Here is a 20,191-nt window from a genome sequence, read left to right on the forward strand (position 1 = left end):
GCGGACATCAAGTAAAGCTGCCGCTGCCTCACAGGTCAACGTTCAAGCCGCATCACATGCCGGCGCGAGCCGGTCATGCCGATCTCGCGAAAGCCGCGGGCGGCGAACATGTCGCGAAAACCCATGAAGCTGTAGCTCGGCGAAGCCTGGTCGACGGGATAGGCTTCGATCGTCCTGGCGCCTTTGGCAAAGGCGTGATCGATGGCCGCGTTGAGCAATGCGCTTGCCAGCCCGCCGCCGCGCAGCGCTTTCGGTACATAGAAGCAGACGATCGACCAGATGCCCATCTCGCTATCGTCCTGCTGCCGCGACAGCCTGCGATAGGTCTCGCGCGGCGCAATCGAGCACCAGCCGACGGTCCGGCCATCGATCTGGGCGACAATGCCGACCGGCGTGCCGGCGTCGATCAGCGTCATCATCGCGCGTTTCTTCTCGTCGTTCTCGACATGCTCGCGGCGGTCGAGATTGCGCCAAGCCATACACCAGCAGTATTTCGGCCCGCCGGATTGCTCGAACAGGTTTTCGAAATCGGCGCGCGTCGATTGCGTCACCTCCGTGAAGCGCACTTCGCTCAGGTCAAGCTTTTCTGGCGGCGAGCCGCTCGAGCGTCTTGGCATCGGAAAGTTCCTTCACGGCGCCCTTGCCGATCCAGCGTGCGGTCCTGTCTGTCGAGGCCGCCAGTTTTAGCGCCACGGCAAGGGCAGGGCCGTGCAAATTCATCGATCGCTTGCCGATCGAACGAAGCGCCCAGTTCACGGCCTTCTTCACAAAATTGCGGCCGTCGGTCGCATGCGTCTCGATGATCGACAGGAATTCGAGGAAGGTCGTCTCGGGTTCCTTCTTCCGGTGGACTACCGACCAGGCCATCATCGCAAAAGCCGTGCGTCGAACGAATTCCCGTTCGTCGACCGCGAATTCGGCGATCAATTCCTTCCAGCAATCCGTATCGACAAAGAGATCGGAGACCCCGTCGACGATATCCCAGGAATCGAAAGTCGCCACCCATCGTCTTGCATCCGCGGCGGAGAACCGCTCCGGATCGGCTGTCACGGAAGCGATGAACTGCGCCTCCATGATGCCTGTCTGCCAAAGCTCGAAGGCACGTTCATGGTTGCGCTTGATTTTCTTGGCAATCTGCCGCTGCACGCCATGCGAGATACCGAGCGCACGTTCGATCTTGATGCCGTAGCGCAGCATGCCAAGTCGATTTTCCTCCGAGGCGATCGAGCGCAGATGAGCGACGATTTCATCGGCGCTGGATTGAGGCGAAAGCTCGGCCACGGTGAAATCCTATTTCTCCAGCCGCGCCAGCAGCGAGGACGTGTCCCAGCGCTTGCCGCCCATCGCCTGCACGTCCTTGTAGAACTGGTCGACAAGTGCCGTCACCGGCAGTTTGGCGCCGTTGCGGTCGCCCTCGGCGAGGCAGATGCCAAGATCCTTGCGCATCCAGTCGACGGCGAAGCCGAAATCATATTTGCCGGCATTCATCGTCTTGTGGCGGTTCTCCATCTGCCAGGAACCGGCGGCGCCCTTGGAGATAACCTCGATTACCTTTTCGATGTCGAGCCCAGCCTTCTTGCCGAAATGGATGCCCTCCGCCAGGCCCTGAACGAGGCCGGCGATGCAGATCTGGTTGATCATCTTGGTGAGTTGGCCAGCCCCGGCCGATCCCATCAATCCGACCATGCGGGCATAAGCATCTATGACTGGCTTGGCCCTGTCGAAGGCGTCGGGCTCGCCGCCGACCATCACGGTCAGCATGCCGTTCTCGGCGCCTGCCTGACCGCCGGAGACCGGGGCGTCGAGGAACGCAAACCCGCACGCTTGCGACTGCTGCGCCAGTTCGCGCGCGACCTCCGCCGATGCCGTGGTGTTGTCGATGAAGATGGCGCCTTTCTTCATGGAATTGAAGGCGCCTTCGGCACCGGTCGTCACCGAGCGCAGATCGTGGTCATTGCCGACGCAGGAAAAGACGAAGTCCTTGCCCGCGGCCGCCTCTGCTGGTGTCGCGGCGAAGCTGCCGCCATGCTGGGCAACCCACTGCTCGGCCTTGGCCCTGGTGCGGTTGTAGACGGTGACGTCGTGACCGCCCTTGTTCTTGAGATGTCCGGCCATCGGATAACCCATGACGCCAAGACCAAGAAATGCCACCGAAGCCATGTTTTCGAATCCCTTGGAAGCCTGCTTTGCGGTCTTCTTACCGGATCAGGCAAGGCGATGGGAGTCAGCGGTGTAGATGGATGGTGATGCGCCGTTCGATCCACTCGACGCCGTGGCGCAATGTTTCCACGATGATCAGATAGATGATCGCCGCCCAGATATACGACTGAAAGTCGAAGGTGCGCGCATAGGTGAGCCGGGTGATGCCCATCAAATCGTAGACCGTGATGATGGCGACGATTGCCGAGCCCTTGATCATCAGGATGATCTCGTTGCCATACGGGCGCAACGCGACGATCAGCGCCTGCGGCAGGATGATCTTCCACATCGTCTGCAGTTTGTGCAGGCCGAGCGAGGCGGCACCTTCCCACTGTCCCCTCGGCACGCTCTCGATTGCGCCACGCAAAATCTCGGCCTGGTACGCGGCCGTATTCAGCGAAAAGGCGAAGATCGCGCAGTTGAACGCTTCGCGGAAGAAGCCCCACAGTCCGACCATCTCGAGCTCCGGCCGGAAGGAGCCGACCCCATAGTAGACCAGGAAGGTCTGCGCCAACAGCGGCGTGCCGCGAAAGAAATAGACATAGGCATAGGCGAACCCCGAAAGGATCGGGTTCTTCGACATGCGTGCATAGGCGATCGGCACCGACAGGATCGCGCCAAGCACAATCGAGATGGCAACCAGCAACAGGGTGATGCCGAGGCCGGATATGTAGCCGGGTGCATATTTCTGGAAGAACTCCGGGTTCCACGCAGCGATCAGGTAGACGACCATGCCAATGCCGAGAGCGATCCACAGGCCGACCAGGACATGGCCGAGGATGCGTTGACGCGACCAGCCGCGTGCGGGCGGCGGCGGCCGGTCGACCTTCAGCGTGTCGGTGGCCAGGCTCATCTCTTGACCTCGCTGCCGCCGACCGCTCGTTCGATCGCATTGATGCCGAAGGAGGAGACGATCGCCAGCAGGAGATAGATCAGGCCGGCAAAACCGTAAAACAGGAAGGCATGCTTGGTGACGCGAGCGGCAACCCCGCTCTGCCGGAGGATCTCGTTGAGGCCGACGGCCGAGACGAGCGCGGTGTCCTTGAGCAGGATAAGCCAGAGATTGGCAAGTCCGGGCAACGCGATGCGGATCAACTGCGGCAGCACGATCAGCCGCATCGTCTGGCCGCTGGACAGGCCAACCGAATAGCCTCCCTCATATTGCCCTTTTGGAATGGCGCGGAAGGCGGATAAAAACACCTCGCTGGAATAAGAGGAAAAAATGAAGCAGAGCGCGATCATGCCGGCGACGAAGCTGTTGACGTCGGCGGACGTTCCGGGGCTCACCAGCCGGACAATGTACTGCAGGATCAATGGGATGCCGAAGAAGATCAGAAACAGCGTGAGCAGCTCGGGTATTCCGCGAAAAATCGTGGTGTAGATGTTCCCGGCCAGTCTCAGCGACGGCTCTTCCGACTGTTTGGCCAGCGCCACGAAAAAGCCGAGCGTCAGCCCGAAGGGCAGAGTGGCCAGCGCAAGACATACTGTGACAAACACACCCGCGGCGATGTCGTCGAGCCAGCCTTCGGGTCCCCAACTGAGAAGCGTCAGTGCGCTCTGCATCCGCCTGCCTGTTCTCCTTGAGGCTCTTTGAGACCCGTGCCGCGTCACCCCTCGTGCGCGGCATCCTTATAAGAACGGCGGGAATCTCCCGCCGTTCAAGTCCTCGTATGTCGGTCGATCAGGACTCGCCGCCATAAACATCATATTTGAAGTATTTGTCGTTGATTTCCTTGTACTTTCCGTTTGCTCGGATGGCGTCGATCGCCGCATTGAACTGGTTGACCAGATCGGTCTCGCCCTTGCGCACGGCAATGCCGGCGCCCGGACCGTGGATTTCGATGACCGGCTTGATTGTGCCGACCAGCTTGCAGCAGGCGCCGTCCGGCGAATCCAGCCATTGCTGCAGCACGACGATGTCGTCATTGGCGGCATCGAGCCGGCCATTGGCCAGATCGAGCTGGTATTCCTGTGCGGTCGGGTACGGCTTGACGGTGCTGTCGGTATAAGTCTTGGTCGAATAGTTGAAATGCGTGGTGGACGCCTGCACGCCGATCGTCTTGCCGGCCAAATCTTCCTTGGTGACACCCTTGATGTCGGTGTCCTTGGGCGCGGCAATCGCCGGCGGCGTATTGTAATATTTGTGGGTGAAGTCGACCTTCTCGGCGCGTTCCGGCGTGATCGACATCGACGCGACGATGGCGTCGAACTTGCCTGCCTGAAGGGCGGGAATGATGCCGTCCCAGTCCTGCGCGACAAAGGTGCACTTCACCTTCATCTCGTCGCAGAGCGCCTTGGCAATGTCGATATCGAAGCCTACGAGCTGGCCGTCGGCTGTCAGATTGTTGAATGGGGGATAGGCTCCCTCGGTGCCGATCCTCAAGGTCTTTTCCTGGGCCTGGGCAACGCCAAGCGTCAGCAGCGCAGCCGAAGCGGCAAGCGCGATACGCAGTGCAATACGCATAATGGTCCTCTCTGTTGGTCCCGGCCGTCGTTCCCGAACGGCTCTGTGGGCGGTGCTTTTGACCGCCCGCTGATGCGATATTCCCATTCTTTCCCAAGAAAAAGCAACTGCAAAACCGTCGCTTGAGGGAAGGTCATGTTCAGAAAGCGATGACGCTGGGTCAGACGCCTAAATTGGAAAGCAAGTGGGCGGAAACTGTCTTCTGCCGCATTTTCAGCGCGACAGGCTTGTGGCGCGCTCGATGAAGTCAGCTATCGAATTCGTGTCGTCGAGATCGAAGGCCGGCAGGTCTTCGCCGACAATGGGGAAGTCGGAGGCGATGGCGACAATGTGTGGATCGCCTGCCGAGAGCGGTGTCCGGTCCTTGGCCTCGAGCCGTCTCGTCTCGATTTTCTTGTGCGCTTCGCGCTTGTAACCCTCGACCAACACGATGTCGCACGGTGCCAGCCGTGACAGGATCGCGTCTAGCGTCGGCTCGTCCTCGCCGCGCAATTCGTGCATCAGCGCCCAGCGCCTGCCCGACACGACCGCGACCTCCATCGCTCCCGCCTGCCGGTGGCGAAAGCTGTCCGCTCCGGGTTTGTCGATGTCGAAATCATGATGGGCGTGTTTTACCGTCGACACTTTCCAGCCGCGCCGGACGAGTTCGGCTACCAGCTTTTCGGTCAATGTCGTCTTGCCGGAGTTCTTCCAGCCGGTGATGCCGAAAATACGTCTTTTCATGGCTCGATGCTCTGCAACAGATACACGGCCTGGGCAAGGTCGTCGGGAGTGTTGATGTTGAAGAACGGATCGATCTCGGCCCCGCCGGATTTCAGGATGGGAAATTCCACCTCGACAAAACCGTGCCGGTCGATGAACGCCGCAACGCGCCGGTTGTCTTCCTCGACGAGAAATTGTCGCAAGACCTGATCTAACCCTAGCGGCCAGAGTGCAAAGGTCGGATGCCGTTTGCCGCCGGAACAGGCGACCGCAATCGAGCCGGGGCGTTCGTCGGCTGCCGCGAGCAGCCGCTCGACCATATCCCTGGGCAGGAAAGGCGTATCGCCGGCAGCCGTGACCAGCGCCTGGCAGGTCGTGTCGGAAGCCCATTCGAGGCCGGTCAGGATCCCGGCAAGCGGCCCGGCATAACCTTTGACAGTGTCGGCAAGCACCGGAAGCCCCGTCGCGGCAAACCGTGTCGGATCGCCATTGGCGTTTAGCGCAAGCGGTCCGACCTGCGGGCCAAGGCGCGAAACGACACGGTCGAGCAGGGTACCGGCGCCAAGCGCAAGCAGCGTCTTGTCGCCGCCACCCATCCGGCTCGATCGGCCGCCGGCCAGAATGATCCCTGCGATATGTCGCCCCATCGTTTGCTGCCTAGACCCAAAATCCAGTTTTCAAATCAGACAGTCGTCGACAGTCACTCTAGTCGACAGTAACTCTATATGCCGTCCGGCGCCATGTCCGGTCCAGTGCTTTCGGCGGCTGTTTTTCGCCGTCCGACGATCCGTTCGCGGTAGAGCGCATAGAGGCCTGACGCGATGATGATCGTGGCACCGAGGATCATCGGCAGATCGGGGACATCGCCGAAGATCGTGAAGCCAAGCAAGATCGACCAGAGCAGGGCGGTGTAGCGAAACGGCGCGATGAAGGAGATATCGCCCACCCGCATCGCCGTGATGATGAAGTGATAGCCGATGAGCACGAGCACCGCCGCCAGCGCCAGGAACGCCGTGCTTTGTCCTGTCATCGGTGTCCAGCCGCCCATCGGCGAAAGCAGTGCCGCGCCCAGAACTGTCATGGCAAGGGCGGTGGCGCTCGACACCAGCAAGGTCGGAATTGCCTGCGGGATCCGCTTGGTAGCGAGATCGCGCACCGCGCAGCATGCGACGCTGGCCAGCGCCAGCAGAGAAAAGACGCTGAACCCTTCGAAGCCGGGCCGCACGATGATCAGCACGCCGGCAAAACCGGCGGCAATGGCCAGCCAGCGCCGCCAGCCGACGCCCTCGTTGAACACAAGCGCGGCGCCCATCGTCACCGCCAGCGGCAGCGCCTGCAGTACGGCGGAGACATTGGCGATCGGAAGATGCGCCAGAGCAACCAGGAACGACACGGTGGCGCCGGCCTCGCCGGCGACGCGCAGCGCAACGGTCGGCTGCAGCATCGAACCTGGCCGGGCAAGCGCGCCCCGCTGCCACGCAAGCAGGCCAACGAAAAGCGAAGCGAAGGCGCCGCGGATCAGCATGACCTGCGCCATGTTCATCGATTCCGATGAGAATTTGGTGATCGCGTCGTTGAGAGTGAAACCAGCCATGGCCACCATCATGAACAACGCGCCGCGGAGGTTTGGCGAAAGAGGCAAGGCGGTTACCGGGTGAGTCCTGCAGCAAGCGTCTAGCAGGCACCCACAAGACAGCAACGTCAAAGGGCTGGGCCACAGCCTTTCTGTGGCCCGTGACATCTGCCGCGCAAGAGCGGCAGGGCTTATTTGGGCGTCAGTACCTCGGTGCCGTTGCCTTCCTTGCCGGCAATCGTCCACAGGCCATGCAGCGAGCCGTCTTCCTGCACCTTGTAGACGACTAGACCGACCGCCTTGCCCATGACATAGCCGGCGGAGAAGGCATCGTCGTTGCGCATGCAGATACCGTCCGAGGACGAGCCGCCTGTCTCCCAATGGATCGTGCAGGTCGTCTCGCTGGTCAGCGTGATCGTGGCGTCGCCACCATAGGACGACCCATCGAAATTGGTGCCGGCCACGGCATAGGTGCCGCCGATCGACTGAGCCGCCGCGGGCAGGGCCGCGAGGCTGAGCAATGCAAGAGAAAGAATGAGTTTGCGCATATCGTATTCCCCCACTGGGCGAAGAACCGCTCCAGAGCAGAGGCTAGGCCCGAATGGGCTTGCGGTAAATCCGATGACCGTTTGCGGACAAGACCTTTTCTGGGTGTTACCCCAAAAAAAGGTGCCGTTCTAAAGGATGGGTTCGGAGGGCAAATTTATCACACTGCGGCTCGAGGAAAATTTTTCGACGAGATCAAATTTGCTCGGCAAGATTCACCAAATTGGTCATTGTAAGCTTCTGATCGTATTGGGGAGATGGTCCATGATGAATGCACGAGGCAATGCGGACTGGCTTGGCACAGGCAGCAGGCGGCATGTTTCGTCGGCTTTCCGGTTCTCTTCTGCCCTGGCGGTTATCCTCATGGCGATATCGCCTGCGTTCGCCGAGAACGGCGCTTCGGCGTCGGCAGTCGAACGGATGTCCACGCCGGGTCACGAAGCGGATGAGCTCGCTCGCCGCGTCGGGAAATGGTCCGTCGTCAACACGATCTGGCCAACGCCCGGTGCGCAGCCGATCATCATGACCGGGCTGGTGGCCGAGCGCACGATGATCGGTCCTTCATGCAGGAGGTGATGCGCCCGGCGCCCGGGTCGAAAATGCCGGACTTCCAGCGGATAGCCTATTTGAGCTATGACCGGGTGGAGGGCCGCTGGAAGTATGTCTCCATGGACACCCGTTTCCCGGCAGGGATCATGCCCGCCTGGAGTTTTGGTGGCGAGGAGGACGGCAAGATTTCACTGCTGTTCCAGCCGCTTGGTTTCGTCGGCTTCGGCCCCGAGGTCGAAGGGCGGTTCACGGCCTCCGATTTCGTCATTTCCAGGGACGGCGACAATCACGAAGTGGCCGAGCAACATTTCCTCCAGGCCAATGGCAGCGGCAAAAAATGGCTTGCCGTACGATATGACTACACGCGCCAACAACCGTGACTCGCTAGCAAAAACAATAGGCTGCCAATAAGTTCTGACGTCGCCGGATGCTCACGGTCCCCTGAGGCTGCCGGCGATCGCATCGACGAGCGGGTCGTATTTCGATTTCAGGGCTGGCGGGTAGTCGATCCAGACCGTGCGGATGACACCGTCTTTTCCAAACAGGCGGCGTTCATAGAAGATGTTCCCGCCTTTGATGCCCGACAGCACCGCCCAGTCCTTGCCGGTCTTGCTGTAGGTGATCCTGTAGCCAGGTTCCTTGCTGGCCCTCTCGGCGGAGACGAAGGCTGTCGGGGTGTCATCATCGATGTTGAGGATACCCGAACAGATCAGGCTGGCGCCATCGGCAGTGAGCCATTGTTGTCCATCGCCATTGTCCGGCTCAGGCTGGCGAAGAGTGAAGATTTCATCCGGATAGGTGCAGATGGTACCGAAGCGCTCGTTCGTGTAGGTAAATGGCGCGGCAACTGCCGTGGTCCCCGCCATCACTCCGAAAAACGTCAGGACTGCAAAAAACCGCTGCACGCCTTGCCTCGCGCCGATACCAAGGTGATTATTCTTGCACGAAATCGGCGAAAAATCAGCCGCCGGTGACGCTCATATGCCGCGACACCGACGGACGGTTGGTGCGGCGATCGATGATGAAGTCGTGGCCTTTGGGCTTGCGGCCGATTGCTTCGTCGATGGCATCGGCGACCAGCTCGTTGCCTTCCGACGCACGCAGCGGCGCGCGCAGGTCGGCCGCATCTTCCTGGCCGAGGCACATGTAAAGGGTGCCGGTGCAGGTCAGCCGGACCCGGTTGCAGCTTTCGCAGAAATTATGCGTCATCGGCGTGATGAAGCCCAGCCGTCCGCCGGTCTCGGCGACTTGGACATAGCGGGCCGGGCCACCGGTCTTGTAGGGAATGTCGCTTAGCGTGAACTGGCGTTCGAGAGCCGCGCGCAGCAGCGACAGCGGCAAATACTGGTCGGTGCGGTCGGCGTCGATCTCGCCCATCGGCATGGTTTCGATGACCGTCAGATCCATGCCGCGGCCATGCGCCCAGCGCAGCATTTCCGGCAATTCGGCGTCATTGAAGTCCTTCAACGCCACGGCGTTGAGCTTTACCTTTAGCCCGGCCGCCTGCGCGGCGTCGATGCCGTCCATGACCTTGTCTAGATTGCCCCAGCGGGTGATCTGGCGGAATTTGTCGGCATCGAGGGTATCGAGCGAGACGTTAATGCGCTTGACGCCGCAGTCGGCGAGCTCGGTGGCAAAGCGGGAAAGCTGCGATCCGTTGGTGGTCAGCGTCAGCTCTTCCAGTGCACCACTCTCGAGATGCCGCGAAAGCTGGCGTACCAGGTGCATGATGTTCTTGCGCACAAGCGGCTCACCGCCGGTGAGGCGGAGCTTGCGCACACCCTTTTCGATGAAGACCGTGCAGAGCCGGTCGAGCTCTTCCAGCGACAGCAGGTCCTTCTTCGGCAGGAACGTCATGTCCTCGGCCATGCAATAGGTGCAGCGGAAATCGCAGCGGTCGGTGACCGACACGCGCAGGTAGGTGATCGTGCGACCGAAAGGATCGATCATATCCATGCTTGTGCGCTTCCCGTGGGCGTGAACGGCTTCGTTATATATGGCTATGTGATACGAGCCAACTTGGCATTCAAGATAGAAGCTCGCGATCATCGGTAACATTCCGACGCCGACAGATCATGTCGGAACTTTCCATGCGGCCTTTTCCCTCGACGCGAAGCGGCGTAGGGAAGGGCAGTTCTCCGCAGGATCCACCACCATGACAGCGCCAAAAGAACTTAGGGTCTCGAAGGACCGCAAGCTGCTTTCCGTCACCTTTCCGGGCCATCAGCCGTTCGAATTGTCGGCCGAGCTGCTACGCGTCGCCTCGCCATCGGCCGAGGTGCAGGGCCATTCGCCCGAACAGCGCGTCACCGTTCCCGGCAAGCGCAATGTAGCGATTCTGAAGATCGAGCCGGTCGGCAATTATGCCGTGCGCATCACCTTCGACGATTTCCATGATACCGGCATCTTCACCTGGAATTACCTGCATACGCTGGGTCATGAGAAGGATGCACGCTGGGCCGCCTATCTCGCCGAACTGGAAGAGAAGGGGCTGAGCCGCGACCGTTGAATGGATCCCGCAGGACTCTCAGGTCAACGCAGGATCGCCAGTATCTCGCTGGTGTCGTAATAAAACGGCGTGCCTTCGATCAGCCGGTCATCCTTGAAGCGCAAGACTTCGGCAAACGGCTGTTTGATGGTTGCACCATTGGCCCACGATGTCAGCGAAAGCGAGCAGCTCATGAACACCGTGTCATCGTTTTGGGCGACCTGAAGGTCCTCCACCGCCACGTCGCTCCAGATTTCCCGCATTTTGCGGAAAAGGGCGCCAACGCCGTCGAGGCCGTTCCAGTCACCGGCATAGGGCAGGGAGCGCGGCTCATGCACGACAATGTCGGCATGAAATGCGCCGGCAAGCACATCGAGGCTCTCCGAGCCTGATTGCAGGAAACGCATTTCAACATTGAACATGTTTTCAATAAGTTCCATGGCGGTGCGTCGCCGGTCGAGCGGTTTATCCATTTTTGACCTCCGTATCCGTTGGCACGATCATGCAGGTAAAGCGGTTTGCCCTTGTTTGCGTTGCCTCGACACCCGTTTCCTGATGACCGGCAAACGGGCACTTGTCGTGAAAACGTCATCCATCTGGAGTAGCGCCGGCAAAGCTTTGGAGACGAAAACATGTCCATGATCACCAGCATCGAACAGCTTGAAGCGCTCTATGGCCCGCCCGGCGAGGCGTCGGTGGTCAAGGAACTCGACCAACTGATTCGCGAATACGCAGCTATCATCGAGGCTTCGCCGTTTGCCGCGCTCGCAACCTGCGGGCCAGAAGGGCTGGACTGCTCGCCGCGCGGCGATCTCGCCGGCTTCGTCCGCATCCACGATCCGAAAACGCTGATGATGCCGGACCGGCGCGGCAACAACCGTGCCGATTCGCTAAGGAACATCCTTCGCGATCCGCGCGTCGCGCTCCTGTTCCTGGTGCCGGGTTCCGGCACGACGCTGCGCGTCAATGGCCGCGCCCACATCACCACCGATACCGGGCTCTGCGCCTCGTTCGCCGTCGAGGGCAAGCCGGCGCGCTCGGTGACGATCATCGAGATCGATGCGGTTTATTTCCAGTGCGCCCGCGCCATCCACCGATCGGAACTGTGGAATCCGGCAAGGCATGTCGACCCGAGATCGCTGCCGACTCCCGGCCAAATCCTGGAAATCACCAGCCGCAAGAACATTGACGGCGAGGTCTACGACAAGGAATGGCCCGAGCGCGCGAAAAAATCGATGTGGTGAAGCATTTGGTGGTGGAGCACTGGGCTGTCAGGCGGTCTTCAAAACCTCGGCAACCCTACGCATCTGTTCGCCGATCATGTCACATTGTTCCGGCGTCGACTGGCTCATCGCCTTCTCGATCAGCGCCATATGGACCTTCAGCGCCTGCATCAGCAGTGCCTCGCCGGCCTCTGTCAACGTCAGCCTCAGCACGCGCTTGTCCTTCTCGTCCCCCTCGCGGCGCAGCAGGCCACGGGTCTCCAGCTGAGGCAAAAGCATGGTGATGTTGGAGCGACCGACCAGCAGCCGACGAGCAAGGTCGTGCTGCGACATGCCGGGATGACGGTAGAGGTTCATCAGCACGTCGAGCTGCGCCGGCTTCAGGTCGAGCGGCGCAAGCTTCACCGCCAGGGTGCGTTCCACCACATGGCAGGCGCGCGCCACCGCGACCCAGTTGCGAAAACGCGGGTTGTCCCAGGGCAGGTCTTGCTTAATGTTCATGTTTGAACTATTATGTTCATGCTTGAACCAATGAATGGATCGCCACTATGGCATCATTTGGACTGAAGGTCATCCGCGGCACGTTCGGCGTGGCTGAGCATGTGGCACCGCGACTCACCGGGCGTGCTGCATTCGAGCTGTTCTGCCGCACGCCGCACGAGAAGAGCTTGAGCGAAGGCGAGCGCCGCGCAATTGATCGCGCCGCCGATTTCATGACCCAGGCACGCCATCACCGGCTAAAGACCAGAACCGGCTGCGTCATGGTGCATGAATTCCGGCCCGAGCCGGGCAGGGCGACTGCCGGCACCGTGCTCGTCATCCATGGTTGGCGTTCGCGCACCGAATACATGCGCGCGCTGATCGAAGCCTATCGCGATGCCGGCTACAAGGTGGTCTCGCTCGATCTGCCGGGCCACGGCCAGTCGCAGGGCCGCCGGCTTACCCTGGTCAGTGCGGTCGATGCGGCACGGGTTGCCGGCGAATGGTTCGGCCCGTTCGCGGCCATTGTCGGCCATTCCTTTGGTGGTGCCGTTGCCGCCAACGCCGTCGCCGGTTCGATCAGGAACATCCCGCGATTGGCGGCCGGGCGGCTGGTGCTTATCGCCGCGCCGAGCTCGCTGCCGGCGATCTTCGCTGATTTCAGCCGCATGCTGAATGTCGGCTCGCGCTCGCAGGCCGCCATGGCCGACCGGGTCGAGCGCATCGCCGGCCGGCCGTTGCACGAGTTCACCGGTGACCGCCAGCTCGCAAGCACGCCGCTGCCGACGCTGGTGATCCACGCGCCGAACGACCGCGAAGTGTCCGCCGAGCATGCAAGGCTCTACGCGCGCGCCGGCGACCATGTGCGGCTTTACTGGGCCGACGGGCTCGGCCACCGCCGCATTCTCGCCGACAGGGGTGTGGCGGAGCGTGCCGTTGGCTTCGTTGCCGGCAGACTGGAGCCGTCTCTGCAGTGACCTGAATATCGTTCTTGTCAGCCGGTTTCGACCGTCACGCCGCCCCGGTGCTGGCCATCGCTATCCAAGCTGCCATCGCCCCGGCCACCGTCGCCAGAAGAGCCGAGCGCGACGCGCCGTCGCGCGCCTGGATCGACATGCCGTGCTGCACGGTCGCGTAGAAGGTCGCGGCCGTACCGCAGTCGAAATCGGCCGGCAACTCTCCCTCGGCCACGCCACTCTCGAGGCGTCTCAGCAAGGCTTCGCGGTTTTCGGCGCGGCGACGGCGCAGATCATCGCAGATGGCGCCGCGGCTTGAATCCTGGTGCAAAGCGCCGAGCGCGATAAGGCAGCCTTGCGGGCGACCGGTCTGTGAATAGGCCCTGGCCGTCTGCCGCAGGAACCGCTCGACCGCCTGGCGCGCGGTCGGCGCCTTGTCCAGCGCGGACCAGATCTCGGTTCCCTCGACCCGCGTGTAAAGCTCGGTTGCCTCGAGAAACAGCGCTTCCTTGCTGCCGAAGGCGGCATAGAGGCTGGGAGAGTTGATGCCCATTGCGGCGGTCAGGTCGCTTATCGACGCGCCCTCATAACCCTTGGCCCAAAACACTTCCATTGCCCGCCGCAAGGCGGCGGCTCGATCGAAGGTGCGGGGGCGGCCTCGTTCCGGCATGGCATCCTTTCTGTATTGATCGATACATAATTTGGTTGACGCGGTTCAGCAAGGCTGGCAGATATTTATGTATCAATCACTACAAAATGGAGAAGCAGGTGTCATCCAGAAGATTGAACGGCAAGGCCGCCCTCGTCACCGGCGGCAGCCGCGGCATTGGTGCGGCGATCGCAAGAAGGCTCGCGGCCGACGGCGCAGGCGTGGCGATCACCTATGTGAATGGCGAGGAAGGGGCGCGTGCGGTGGTCAGGGAAATCGAGGCGGCCGGCGGCCGGGCCTTTGCCATCAAGGCCGACAATCGCGATGCTGGGGCGATCGAGGCGGCAGTCGATGAGGCAGCAAAAGCCTTCGGACGGCTCGACATCCTCGTCAACAGCGCCGGCATCTGGCGCGCTGCGCCGATCGATGCCCTGTCGCTTGCCGACTTCGACGAGACGATGGAGGTCAACCTCAGAGCCCCGTTCGTCGCCGCCAAGGCGGCAGCAGCGCATATGGGTGAGGGTGGCCGGATCATCTCGATCGGCAGCAATCTGGCCGAGCGTGCCACCGACGCCGGCCTGTGCGCCTATTCGGCCAGCAAGGCTGCTTTGGTTGGCCTGACCAAGGCCTTTGCACGCGATCTCGGTCCGCGCGGCATCACCGCCAATGTCGTCCATCCGGGGTCGACCGATACCGACATGAATCCGGCAGGCGGCCCGCACGCCGAGCATCAGCGCCAGAAGATGGCGATGCCTCGCTTCGGCACGGCCGACGAGATCGCCGGCATGGTTGCGTGGCTTGCCGGCCCCGAAGGGCGCTTCGTGACAGGCGCGGCATTGACCATCGACGGCGGCGCCAACGCTTGAGGTTTGGCTCACGGGCACTACCATTGGTCGGGAGCGACGGCGGATTCGCTCCCCCGTCACGACGTTGTGAAACCGTTCTGCAACAGACGTTCCGAAATTTATGAAAGCTTAACGAAATCAGTATGAATCAGTGTAGTCACGCCTTACATCCGCCATGCGGTGGGCGAGACCGTGAAAGCGGTGCGGAACGGGATCCGGTTCAACCGGAGCGGGTGATCCATGAAACTCCTTGGAAACAAAGCAACCGTGCTGCCGTTTGCGGTCGCCGCGGCAATGCTGGCCTTCGGGGCGCCGAAGGCTGAAGCGCAAGGGTTCTTCGACATGCTTTTCGGCGGCGGCGTCAAACACGCGCCGCCGAAAGGTAACTTTCCGCCGCCACCGTCAAAATACAAGCCGAAGCCCAAGGCGCCGGCCGCTTCCGGTGGTGGGGGCGGTGGTGGTGCGCAAATCAGCGGCCCGTCCTATTATACCTACAAGAGCGATCCGCTGGTGCGCGTCGATTTTTCGGCACTGTCGGCAGCGCCTGAACCAGCAACGCCTCAGGACGCTGCTTTCGAGCCGGCGGCCACCGGGGCTGCATTCCGCGAAGCCATTGCCGGCCTCGACGGCTATGATCTCTACGCCGAGAAGGACATCGCCAAGGCGCTGATCGCCTATTACTCGGCCAATCCGGATTTCATCTGGGTGACGGGAACCAGTCCCAGCAGCCGTGCCCAGGATGCCGTGCGGGTGCTGGGCGAGGCCGCGAGCTACGGCCTGACGCCCGCCGACTACACCGTCGAAGTTCCGGCAGCAGGCACATCGGCGGGCAATGTCGATGAACGCCTGAAAGAGCTGGTCCGCTTCGAGATGGCGCTGTCGGCGCGTGTCCTGCGCTACGCCCGTGACGCACAAAGCGGCCGCGTCGATCCCAACCGAATGACCGGCTACTACGATCTTCCGCCGAAGCCGCTCGACATGGATGGGGTGCTGAAGACGCTGGCCCATACCCAGCAAGTGCGCACTTATCTCGAGTCACGGCATCCACAGAATTCCGAGTATCAGGCGCTGCGCGTCGAACTGGAAGCGCTCCAGGCCAGCGCCGAAGACGAAATCACCATCGATCCCAATCTGCTGTTGAAGCCGGGGCAGACCAGCCCCGAGCTGCCGAAGCTTTTGACAAAGATCGCGCGCAATCTCGATGACGAGATGGGCGGCGCCTATGGCGAGGTCCTGGCGAGGCTCGCTACCAGCGAGGTCTACGATCCGGAGCTGGTGCCGGTGATCAAGGCGGTGCAGAAACGGGCCGGCATGAAAGGCGACGGCGTCATCGGCCCGCGTACCGTTGCATCGTTGGCCGGAACGTCCAAGGCCGACAAAGTTCAGAAGGTTCGGGTTGCGCTCGAAGAGTTGCGCTGGTTGCCTTCCGACCTTGGCAGCCCGCGCGTCTTCATCAACCAGCCGGCTTTCACCGCGAGCTATATCGATGATGGCGAGGAGAAGCTGAAGACCCGTGCCGTCGTCGGCAGGCCCACCAACCAGACTGCTTTCTTCTATGATCAGATCGAGCAGGTCGACTTTCATCCCTATTGGGGCGTGCCGCAGTCGATCCTGGTCAACGAGATGCTGCCGCGGCTGCGCCGGGATCCTGGCTATCTCGACCGCGCCGGCTACGAGGTGGTCAATGCCCGCGGCAAGCGCATTCCCTCGTCCTCGGTCAATTGGGGCGCCTACGGCGCAAAGATACCCTACGGCGTGCGCCAGCTGCCGAGCGAGGCCAACGCGCTTGGCGAGCTGAAGATACTGTTCCCCAACAAGCATGCAATCTACATGCACGATACGCCGCAGAAGTCGTTTTTCCAGCGCGACATGCGTGCGCTCAGCCATGGCTGCGTTCGCTTGCAGGATCCGCGCGGCATGGCCGCTGCCGTGCTCGGCACCTCGGTCGACTACATCGAGGACAAACTGAAACACGGACATTCGACCGAGGACGTGACACGCAAGATCCCGGTCTATGTCGCCTATTTCACCGCATGGCCGGACCTGTCCGGCAAGGTCGAATACTTCAACGACGTCTACGGCCGGGATACAAGGCTGCAGCAGGCGCTCGACAGCACGGAAGCGGTGCGTTCGCCGGCAAGCTGACGAATGCGGTTCTAGCGCTGAAACAGCGGACGCCGGAAACCGGCATCGCGTCCGGCGATGAGCCAATAGACCAGGCCCGCGACAACGCCTGCGGCGGCAATGATGCCGATATCGGCCCAGCGCTCCGGGTTCGTGTCATCCGGTACACTGGGCCAGATCAAGGCGAAGCCGCCAACCGCGGCCGCCGCGCCGAGACCATGTGCAGCCAAAAAGTGCGCAGCGAGAAGAACTCGGCAATCAGTGCGAAGATCAGCGTCTGCAGGCCGGTCAGCACGATCGTCAGAAAATAGATGAACATGCCGAGCGGTGGCAATAGTAGCACTGCGACAGGTGTGACACCCATGACGTCGAAGTAACTTGGCGCATTTGGCAGCGAGCTCAGCCCGCCATAGATCGCCGCCACCGCGATCAGCCCAACCAGTACCGCTATGAAATAACCCGCGAACATCATCAGAAAGCGTTTCAATACGTGCCTTACCGTCGCCATGCCCACCCCCGCGCGCAATGATAGCACCCAGTCAGCCATCAAAGTCATATCTACGCAAGGGTGTGCCGAAGGCCGGGGCCTTCGAGGCGCGCCATTTTTTAGAATCTGGACCGTTGGCGGCCAGCTTCATTTCGGCGCGGCTGTCACCGGATCATAGGTGATTTCGACTTTCGCCTTGTCGCTCGTGTAATAAATGACGGTGTAGCCATCGCTGTCCCAATCGATTTCCTTGATGTAGCGGAAGTCGTCGCGCTGCTCGACCTTGGCGATGATTTCCGACAGCTTCTTGGCATTCTGCGGCGGCACCGGATTTTCGTCCGCGGCAAAGGCCGATCCGCCGACAAGCAGCACGGCGGCCGCCAAAACAAGTCTGGACATGGCTTTCCCTCACATTTCGATGAGCAGAAACTCGTTTCCATGCAGGTTTGTTCCAGGATAGCGGACCGTTGCGCAACAAGGAGGCGCCGTCCGTACCTGATTTATGGCTGCCGAAAGAACACGGCGACTGCTTAAAATCATGATGCGTCGCCTCAACATCGCGGCCGTAATAGTGCCGGTGGTCATTCGGGTTTTACATGCAAATGCGTCATGCCATCATATTTGTACTTTTCATATTTTCCATTCCGGCCATTTCGATGCCTGTCCAGAAAGCCGAGGCGCCGGAACCTGAACGCTATACGGTCTATTGCGCCGACGACCGCATCGAGGTTTCGTTCTGGGATATCGAGCAGATGAAGGTGCGAGCCGGCTCCAACGTTTGCCAGTTCCGAGAGCTATACGAGCTACACCAGCGCTTTGAATTTCGCCCAAAAGAATTTTGGCGGCGAGGGGGGCTACCTGCAGCTGCTAGTGGTAAAAATCTGACGCTTGGTGCCCGATGCGGATTAACTGTTCCGACCCTTTCCGGTCGTACAGACGTGGCAATGCTACGGCGTCAGTTGACCCGTTCCGATCATTGGCCATCTTGCAACCGTTTGAAATCTGGCGCTAGATGGGACATGGGACCATTACTGCGCGAGGTCTCTATGGCAAACACAGAAGAAGGAACGCGCGTAGCAGGAGTTTGGCTTGCGATCGCCTCTATCCTGCTGGCAGGCGCGCTGGTCGGCCATGGTCCGATCGATCCCGATATGGGTCGCCAGATGGGAGTCATCACCGACGACCCTGTCCGATGGGCGATCATCCATTGGGTTTCCGCGGTAGCGCTATCACTGTTCGTCCTGACAGGTCTGATCGTGCTGGCGGCCAGATCGCGCCTCACCGAGGCGTGGTGGACGTTGTCTGCCTGGGGTGTGCTGACTGTCGGCGCCCTCTGGACCATGACGACCGCGGTGGCCGGGGCCACCGTGGTCTCCGCCGCTGCTGCCGCCGGGGACACGGCAACTTTCGAGGCCTGGTGGGCATTTTCCGAAGGAAAGGCTAACGGCTTCATGTTTTTGGCGTTGGCCGTTGCCGTGATCGCTGGCAACGAGGCGCAGACCACTCACCGAGCCACGCCGGTCTGGGCATCGTACATCGCAGTCGTGGCCGGAATTGGAGCCTTCCTCGGTTGGCCCCTGGGCATGTGGCTCGGAGTCACCCTGGGCAGCTTCGTCTGGGTCGTGGCATCACTGGTGATGTCCCTGTGGACACTTTGGTTCGGGTTGGGTTTAGCGCGGACCGTGATCGGGCTGCGGCCTCACAATGGGTGACATCGAGTCCGTAGCGGGAGCGTAGCGAGCGACCGCTTGATGACCGCGACGGGCGCTCCAGCCGCTCCGAGGCGGCGGGGATTGCTTCGCGCCGCTGAAAACGGCCTCGACGCGCGAGTTTGCCGAATGGGCAATATGCTTGCAGTAGGCGCGATAAAGCCGCGTCAGCAGCCGGAGCGAAAGGCAGGTTTACCCAGAGCGGGCCACTGCTTCGGCACCAAGCGTCAGATTTTGACCACTAGCCGCTCTGATTTGGAATTGATTCAGGAAAGCAAATGGTGGGCGATGCAGGGATTGAACCTGCGACCCCACCCGTGTGAAGGGTGTGCTCTCCCGCTGAGCTAATCGCCCGCTCGTTGCCCGAAGGCCAAGCGCGCCGCGATATAAGGGAGGCCGGCCTGCTAAGTCAACCACTTGTCGGTCGGCATCTGGCGGTCCGCCCGATGGGCAGCTTTCAGCCTTCTGCCGCGGCCATCAGCCCTTGTACCAGATCGAGCGTCAGCGAATCGAAATGCGAGATCACCGCCGACGGTTCGAACTCTCGCACATGGCGATCGGTGTAGCCGAAATCGACTGCCACCACCGGAATCCCGGCGGCTTTCGCCGTGTCGATGTCGGTCTGCGAATCACCGACCATCAGTGCACGATGCGGGTCGCCACCGGCGCGCGCGATGGTCTGCGTGAGATGGCGCGGGTCGGGCTTGCGGAACGGAAAACTATCCTGACCGCAGATCGCCGCGAAATGCCTGGTCATACCGAGCGCCTCGATCAGCGCCACCGAATTGGCCTCGTATTTATTGGTGCAGATGGCCAGCAGGTAACCGGCTGCCTCGAACCGTGCGATCGCCTCCGGGACGCCGGGGTAGGGGCGCGATTTGCCGGGGATGTTAACGGTGTAATGGTCCAGAAACAGCTTGAGCAGGCGGTCGTGCTCCTCCACTGCCAGCGACCTGTGCTGCGCGGCGTGGGCCCGCTCGATCATCACCCGGCCGCCATGGCCGACGAAGCGCCTGAAGCCGGCTTCGTCGACGGCCGCGAGTTGGCTGGCGGCAAGGCTGTGGTTGAGACTGTCGAGCAGGTCCGGCGCCGTGTCGATCAGCGTCCCGTCGAGGTCGAACACGATGATCGGTCGGGTCATGGCCTGTCCTGTGACGATTTTGATTGCCGGCAGGCGATAACCGCTGCGGCCCGTTC

General features: G+C 61.4%; 24 protein-coding genes, 1 tRNA gene and 2 pseudogenes. 8 read left to right on the top strand and 19 right to left on the bottom strand.

Annotated features, from left to right (window positions below):
• Nucleotides 1–35 precede the first annotated feature (35 nt).
• From NKI58_RS23255 to NKI58_RS23300, 10 genes and pseudogenes are all read right to left on the bottom strand, one after another.
• Nucleotides 36–617, bottom strand: coding sequence for a GNAT family N-acetyltransferase (locus NKI58_RS23255; RefSeq protein WP_352593605.1), 582 nt, complete (start codon nt 615–617; stop codon nt 36–38).
• Nucleotides 577–1,281 (bottom strand): DNA alkylation repair protein, encoded by a 705-nt coding sequence (locus NKI58_RS23260; RefSeq protein WP_352785129.1) that lies wholly within the window; start codon nt 1,279–1,281, stop codon nt 577–579. Before NKI58_RS23260 ends, NKI58_RS23255 begins: the two co-directional genes overlap by 41 nt.
• 9 nt (nt 1,282–1,290) lie before the next feature.
• Nucleotides 1,291–2,166, bottom strand: a pseudogene (locus NKI58_RS23265) (NAD(P)-dependent oxidoreductase); the annotation flags it as partial.
• A 58-nt stretch (nt 2,167–2,224) separates the two neighbouring features.
• Complete coding sequence (locus tag NKI58_RS23270) at nt 2,225–3,052, bottom strand: ABC transporter permease (protein WP_352785127.1); 828 nt, start codon at nt 3,050–3,052, stop codon at nt 2,225–2,227.
• Nucleotides 3,049–3,762, bottom strand: coding sequence for an ABC transporter permease (locus NKI58_RS23275; protein ID WP_023675013.1), 714 nt, complete (start codon nt 3,760–3,762; stop codon nt 3,049–3,051). Before NKI58_RS23275 ends, NKI58_RS23270 begins: the two co-directional genes overlap by 4 nt.
• Before the next feature lie 118 nt (nt 3,763–3,880).
• Entirely contained in the window at nt 3,881–4,663 is a 783-nt protein-coding gene (locus NKI58_RS23280; RefSeq protein WP_023717637.1) for an ABC transporter substrate-binding protein, read from the bottom strand.
• A 213-nt stretch (nt 4,664–4,876) separates the two neighbouring features.
• Nucleotides 4,877–5,386 (bottom strand): molybdopterin-guanine dinucleotide biosynthesis protein B, encoded by a 510-nt coding sequence (gene mobB / locus NKI58_RS23285; protein ID WP_023675015.1) that lies wholly within the window; start codon nt 5,384–5,386, stop codon nt 4,877–4,879.
• The gene (gene mobA, locus NKI58_RS23290; RefSeq protein ID WP_352785124.1) at nt 5,383–6,012 is read right to left on the bottom strand and encodes a molybdenum cofactor guanylyltransferase MobA; all 630 of its coding nucleotides are present in this window, start codon (nt 6,010–6,012) and stop codon (nt 5,383–5,385) included. Before mobA ends, mobB begins: the two co-directional genes overlap by 4 nt.
• 74 nt (nt 6,013–6,086) lie before the next feature.
• On the bottom strand, nt 6,087–7,007 hold the full coding sequence (locus tag NKI58_RS23295; protein ID WP_352785121.1) for a DMT family transporter: 921 nt from the start codon (nt 7,005–7,007) through the stop codon (nt 6,087–6,089).
• A gap of 122 nt (nt 7,008–7,129) precedes the next feature.
• Complete coding sequence (locus tag NKI58_RS23300) at nt 7,130–7,486, bottom strand: hypothetical protein (RefSeq protein WP_023675018.1); 357 nt, start codon at nt 7,484–7,486, stop codon at nt 7,130–7,132.
• 136 nt (nt 7,487–7,622) lie between these two features.
• Between NKI58_RS23300 and NKI58_RS23305 the strand changes: the two genes are divergently transcribed.
• Together NKI58_RS23305 and NKI58_RS23310 are read left to right on the top strand one after the other, a co-directional pair.
• Nucleotides 7,623–8,060 carry a cobalamin biosynthesis protein gene (locus NKI58_RS23305; protein WP_352825213.1) on the top strand — a complete coding sequence of 146 codons (438 nt, stop codon included), beginning with the start codon at nt 7,623–7,625 and terminating at the stop codon, nt 8,058–8,060.
• Nucleotides 8,061–8,083: 23 nt separating this feature from the next.
• Nucleotides 8,084–8,413 carry a hypothetical protein gene (locus NKI58_RS23310; RefSeq protein WP_352826631.1) on the top strand — a complete coding sequence of 110 codons (330 nt, stop codon included), beginning with the start codon at nt 8,084–8,086 and terminating at the stop codon, nt 8,411–8,413.
• A 51-nt stretch (nt 8,414–8,464) separates the two neighbouring features.
• Here NKI58_RS23310 and NKI58_RS23315 read toward each other — a convergent pair whose 3' ends face one another.
• Both NKI58_RS23315 and moaA read right to left on the bottom strand, forming a co-directional pair.
• Nucleotides 8,465–8,938, bottom strand: a complete 474-nt coding sequence (locus NKI58_RS23315; protein WP_352456743.1) for a hypothetical protein — start codon at nt 8,936–8,938, stop codon at nt 8,465–8,467.
• A 55-nt stretch (nt 8,939–8,993) separates the two neighbouring features.
• The gene (gene moaA, locus NKI58_RS23320) at nt 8,994–9,989 is read right to left on the bottom strand and encodes a GTP 3',8-cyclase MoaA (protein ID WP_031211306.1); all 996 of its coding nucleotides are present in this window, start codon (nt 9,987–9,989) and stop codon (nt 8,994–8,996) included.
• A gap of 199 nt (nt 9,990–10,188) precedes the next feature.
• Between moaA and NKI58_RS23325 the strand changes: the two genes are divergently transcribed.
• On the top strand, nt 10,189–10,542 hold the full coding sequence (locus NKI58_RS23325) for a gamma-butyrobetaine hydroxylase family protein (RefSeq protein ID WP_352456745.1): 354 nt from the start codon (nt 10,189–10,191) through the stop codon (nt 10,540–10,542).
• A 23-nt stretch (nt 10,543–10,565) separates the two neighbouring features.
• Here the strand turns inward: NKI58_RS23325 and NKI58_RS23330 are convergent, their stop codons facing one another.
• Entirely contained in the window at nt 10,566–10,994 is a 429-nt protein-coding gene (locus NKI58_RS23330) for a nuclear transport factor 2 family protein (protein WP_352636726.1), read from the bottom strand.
• 159 nt (nt 10,995–11,153) lie between these two features.
• On the opposite strand from NKI58_RS23330, the gene NKI58_RS23335 reads away from it, so the two are divergent.
• The gene (locus NKI58_RS23335; RefSeq protein ID WP_352636725.1) at nt 11,154–11,765 is read left to right on the top strand and encodes a pyridoxamine 5'-phosphate oxidase family protein; all 612 of its coding nucleotides are present in this window, start codon (nt 11,154–11,156) and stop codon (nt 11,763–11,765) included.
• Nucleotides 11,766–11,792: 27 nt separating this feature from the next.
• On the opposite strand, the gene NKI58_RS23340 is transcribed toward NKI58_RS23335, so the two are convergent.
• Nucleotides 11,793–12,245: a MarR family winged helix-turn-helix transcriptional regulator gene (locus NKI58_RS23340; protein ID WP_352456748.1), complete on the bottom strand. Its 453-nt coding sequence runs from the start codon at nt 12,243–12,245 to the stop codon at nt 11,793–11,795.
• A gap of 47 nt (nt 12,246–12,292) precedes the next feature.
• Here NKI58_RS23340 and NKI58_RS23345 point away from each other — a divergent pair, with 47 nt between their 5' ends.
• On the top strand, nt 12,293–13,201 hold the full coding sequence (locus NKI58_RS23345) for an alpha/beta hydrolase (RefSeq protein ID WP_352785108.1): 909 nt from the start codon (nt 12,293–12,295) through the stop codon (nt 13,199–13,201).
• A 34-nt stretch (nt 13,202–13,235) separates the two neighbouring features.
• Here the strand turns inward: NKI58_RS23345 and NKI58_RS23350 are convergent, their stop codons facing one another.
• A complete protein-coding gene (locus tag NKI58_RS23350) occupies nt 13,236–13,850 on the bottom strand; it encodes a TetR/AcrR family transcriptional regulator (RefSeq protein WP_023675027.1) in 615 nt (204 codons plus the stop codon).
• A gap of 98 nt (nt 13,851–13,948) precedes the next feature.
• Between NKI58_RS23350 and NKI58_RS23355 the strand changes: the two genes are divergently transcribed.
• Together NKI58_RS23355 and NKI58_RS23360 are read left to right on the top strand one after the other, a co-directional pair.
• Entirely contained in the window at nt 13,949–14,695 is a 747-nt protein-coding gene (locus NKI58_RS23355; RefSeq protein WP_352785104.1) for a 3-oxoacyl-ACP reductase family protein, read from the top strand.
• Between the two features lie 219 nt (nt 14,696–14,914).
• A complete protein-coding gene (locus NKI58_RS23360) occupies nt 14,915–16,819 on the top strand; it encodes a L,D-transpeptidase family protein (protein ID WP_352785102.1) in 1,905 nt (634 codons plus the stop codon).
• An 11-nt stretch (nt 16,820–16,830) separates the two neighbouring features.
• On the opposite strand, the pseudogene NKI58_RS23365 reads toward NKI58_RS23360, so the two are convergent.
• Both NKI58_RS23365 and NKI58_RS23370 read right to left on the bottom strand, forming a co-directional pair.
• Nucleotides 16,831–17,306, bottom strand: a pseudogene (locus tag NKI58_RS23365) (hypothetical protein).
• Between the two features lie 126 nt (nt 17,307–17,432).
• Entirely contained in the window at nt 17,433–17,684 is a 252-nt protein-coding gene (locus tag NKI58_RS23370; protein ID WP_023675031.1) for a PepSY domain-containing protein, read from the bottom strand.
• A gap of 203 nt (nt 17,685–17,887) precedes the next feature.
• Here NKI58_RS23370 and NKI58_RS23375 point away from each other — a divergent pair, with 203 nt between their 5' ends.
• Complete coding sequence (locus NKI58_RS23375; protein ID WP_352785096.1) at nt 17,888–18,997, top strand: hypothetical protein; 1,110 nt, start codon at nt 17,888–17,890, stop codon at nt 18,995–18,997.
• Nucleotides 18,998–19,273: 276 nt separating this feature from the next.
• Here NKI58_RS23375 and NKI58_RS23380 read toward each other — a convergent pair.
• Both NKI58_RS23380 and NKI58_RS23385 read right to left on the bottom strand, forming a co-directional pair.
• A tRNA-Val gene (locus NKI58_RS23380) sits at nt 19,274–19,348 on the bottom strand.
• Between the two features lie 103 nt (nt 19,349–19,451).
• Nucleotides 19,452–20,135 carry a phosphoglycolate phosphatase gene (locus tag NKI58_RS23385; protein WP_352682754.1) on the bottom strand — a complete coding sequence of 228 codons (684 nt, stop codon included), beginning with the start codon at nt 20,133–20,135 and terminating at the stop codon, nt 19,452–19,454.
• Between the last annotated feature and the right edge of the window lie 56 nt (nt 20,136–20,191).

Origin of the sequence: Mesorhizobium sp. M0522 (genome assembly GCF_040321085.1) — a bacterium.
GTDB lineage: Bacteria > Pseudomonadota > Alphaproteobacteria > Rhizobiales > Rhizobiaceae > Mesorhizobium.

Coding starts and splice junctions, on each gene's coding strand:
- NKI58_RS23335 (WP_352636725.1), top strand. CDS start 11,154: ATGTCCATGATCACCAGCATCGAACAGCTTGAAGCGCTCTATGGCCCG.
- moaA (WP_031211306.1), bottom strand. CDS start 9,989: ATGGATATGATCGATCCTTTCGGTCGCACGATCACCTACCTGCGCGTG.
- NKI58_RS23310 (WP_352826631.1), top strand. CDS start 8,084: ATGCCGGACTTCCAGCGGATAGCCTATTTGAGCTATGACCGGGTGGAG.
- NKI58_RS23350 (WP_023675027.1), bottom strand. CDS start 13,850: ATGCCGGAACGAGGCCGCCCCCGCACCTTCGATCGAGCCGCCGCCTTG.
- NKI58_RS23330 (WP_352636726.1), bottom strand. CDS start 10,994: ATGGATAAACCGCTCGACCGGCGACGCACCGCCATGGAACTTATTGAA.
- mobB (WP_023675015.1), bottom strand. CDS start 5,386: ATGAAAAGACGTATTTTCGGCATCACCGGCTGGAAGAACTCCGGCAAG.
- NKI58_RS23300 (WP_023675018.1), bottom strand. CDS start 7,486: ATGCGCAAACTCATTCTTTCTCTTGCATTGCTCAGCCTCGCGGCCCTG.
- NKI58_RS23345 (WP_352785108.1), top strand. CDS start 12,293: ATGGCATCATTTGGACTGAAGGTCATCCGCGGCACGTTCGGCGTGGCT.
- NKI58_RS23375 (WP_352785096.1), top strand. CDS start 17,888: ATGCGTCATGCCATCATATTTGTACTTTTCATATTTTCCATTCCGGCC.
- NKI58_RS23270 (WP_352785127.1), bottom strand. CDS start 3,052: ATGAGCCTGGCCACCGACACGCTGAAGGTCGACCGGCCGCCGCCGCCC.
- NKI58_RS23370 (WP_023675031.1), bottom strand. CDS start 17,684: ATGTCCAGACTTGTTTTGGCGGCCGCCGTGCTGCTTGTCGGCGGATCG.
- NKI58_RS23360 (WP_352785102.1), top strand. CDS start 14,915: ATGAAACTCCTTGGAAACAAAGCAACCGTGCTGCCGTTTGCGGTCGCC.
- NKI58_RS23255 (WP_352593605.1), bottom strand. CDS start 617: ATGCCAAGACGCTCGAGCGGCTCGCCGCCAGAAAAGCTTGACCTGAGC.
- NKI58_RS23280 (WP_023717637.1), bottom strand. CDS start 4,663: ATGCGTATTGCACTGCGTATCGCGCTTGCCGCTTCGGCTGCGCTGCTG.
- NKI58_RS23325 (WP_352456745.1), top strand. CDS start 10,189: ATGACAGCGCCAAAAGAACTTAGGGTCTCGAAGGACCGCAAGCTGCTT.
- NKI58_RS23305 (WP_352825213.1), top strand. CDS start 7,623: ATGGGTTCGGAGGGCAAATTTATCACACTGCGGCTCGAGGAAAATTTT.
- NKI58_RS23275 (WP_023675013.1), bottom strand. CDS start 3,762: ATGCAGAGCGCACTGACGCTTCTCAGTTGGGGACCCGAAGGCTGGCTC.
- NKI58_RS23385 (WP_352682754.1), bottom strand. CDS start 20,135: ATGACCCGACCGATCATCGTGTTCGACCTCGACGGGACGCTGATCGAC.
- NKI58_RS23340 (WP_352456748.1), bottom strand. CDS start 12,245: ATGAACATTAAGCAAGACCTGCCCTGGGACAACCCGCGTTTTCGCAAC.
- mobA (WP_352785124.1), bottom strand. CDS start 6,012: ATGGGGCGACATATCGCAGGGATCATTCTGGCCGGCGGCCGATCGAGC.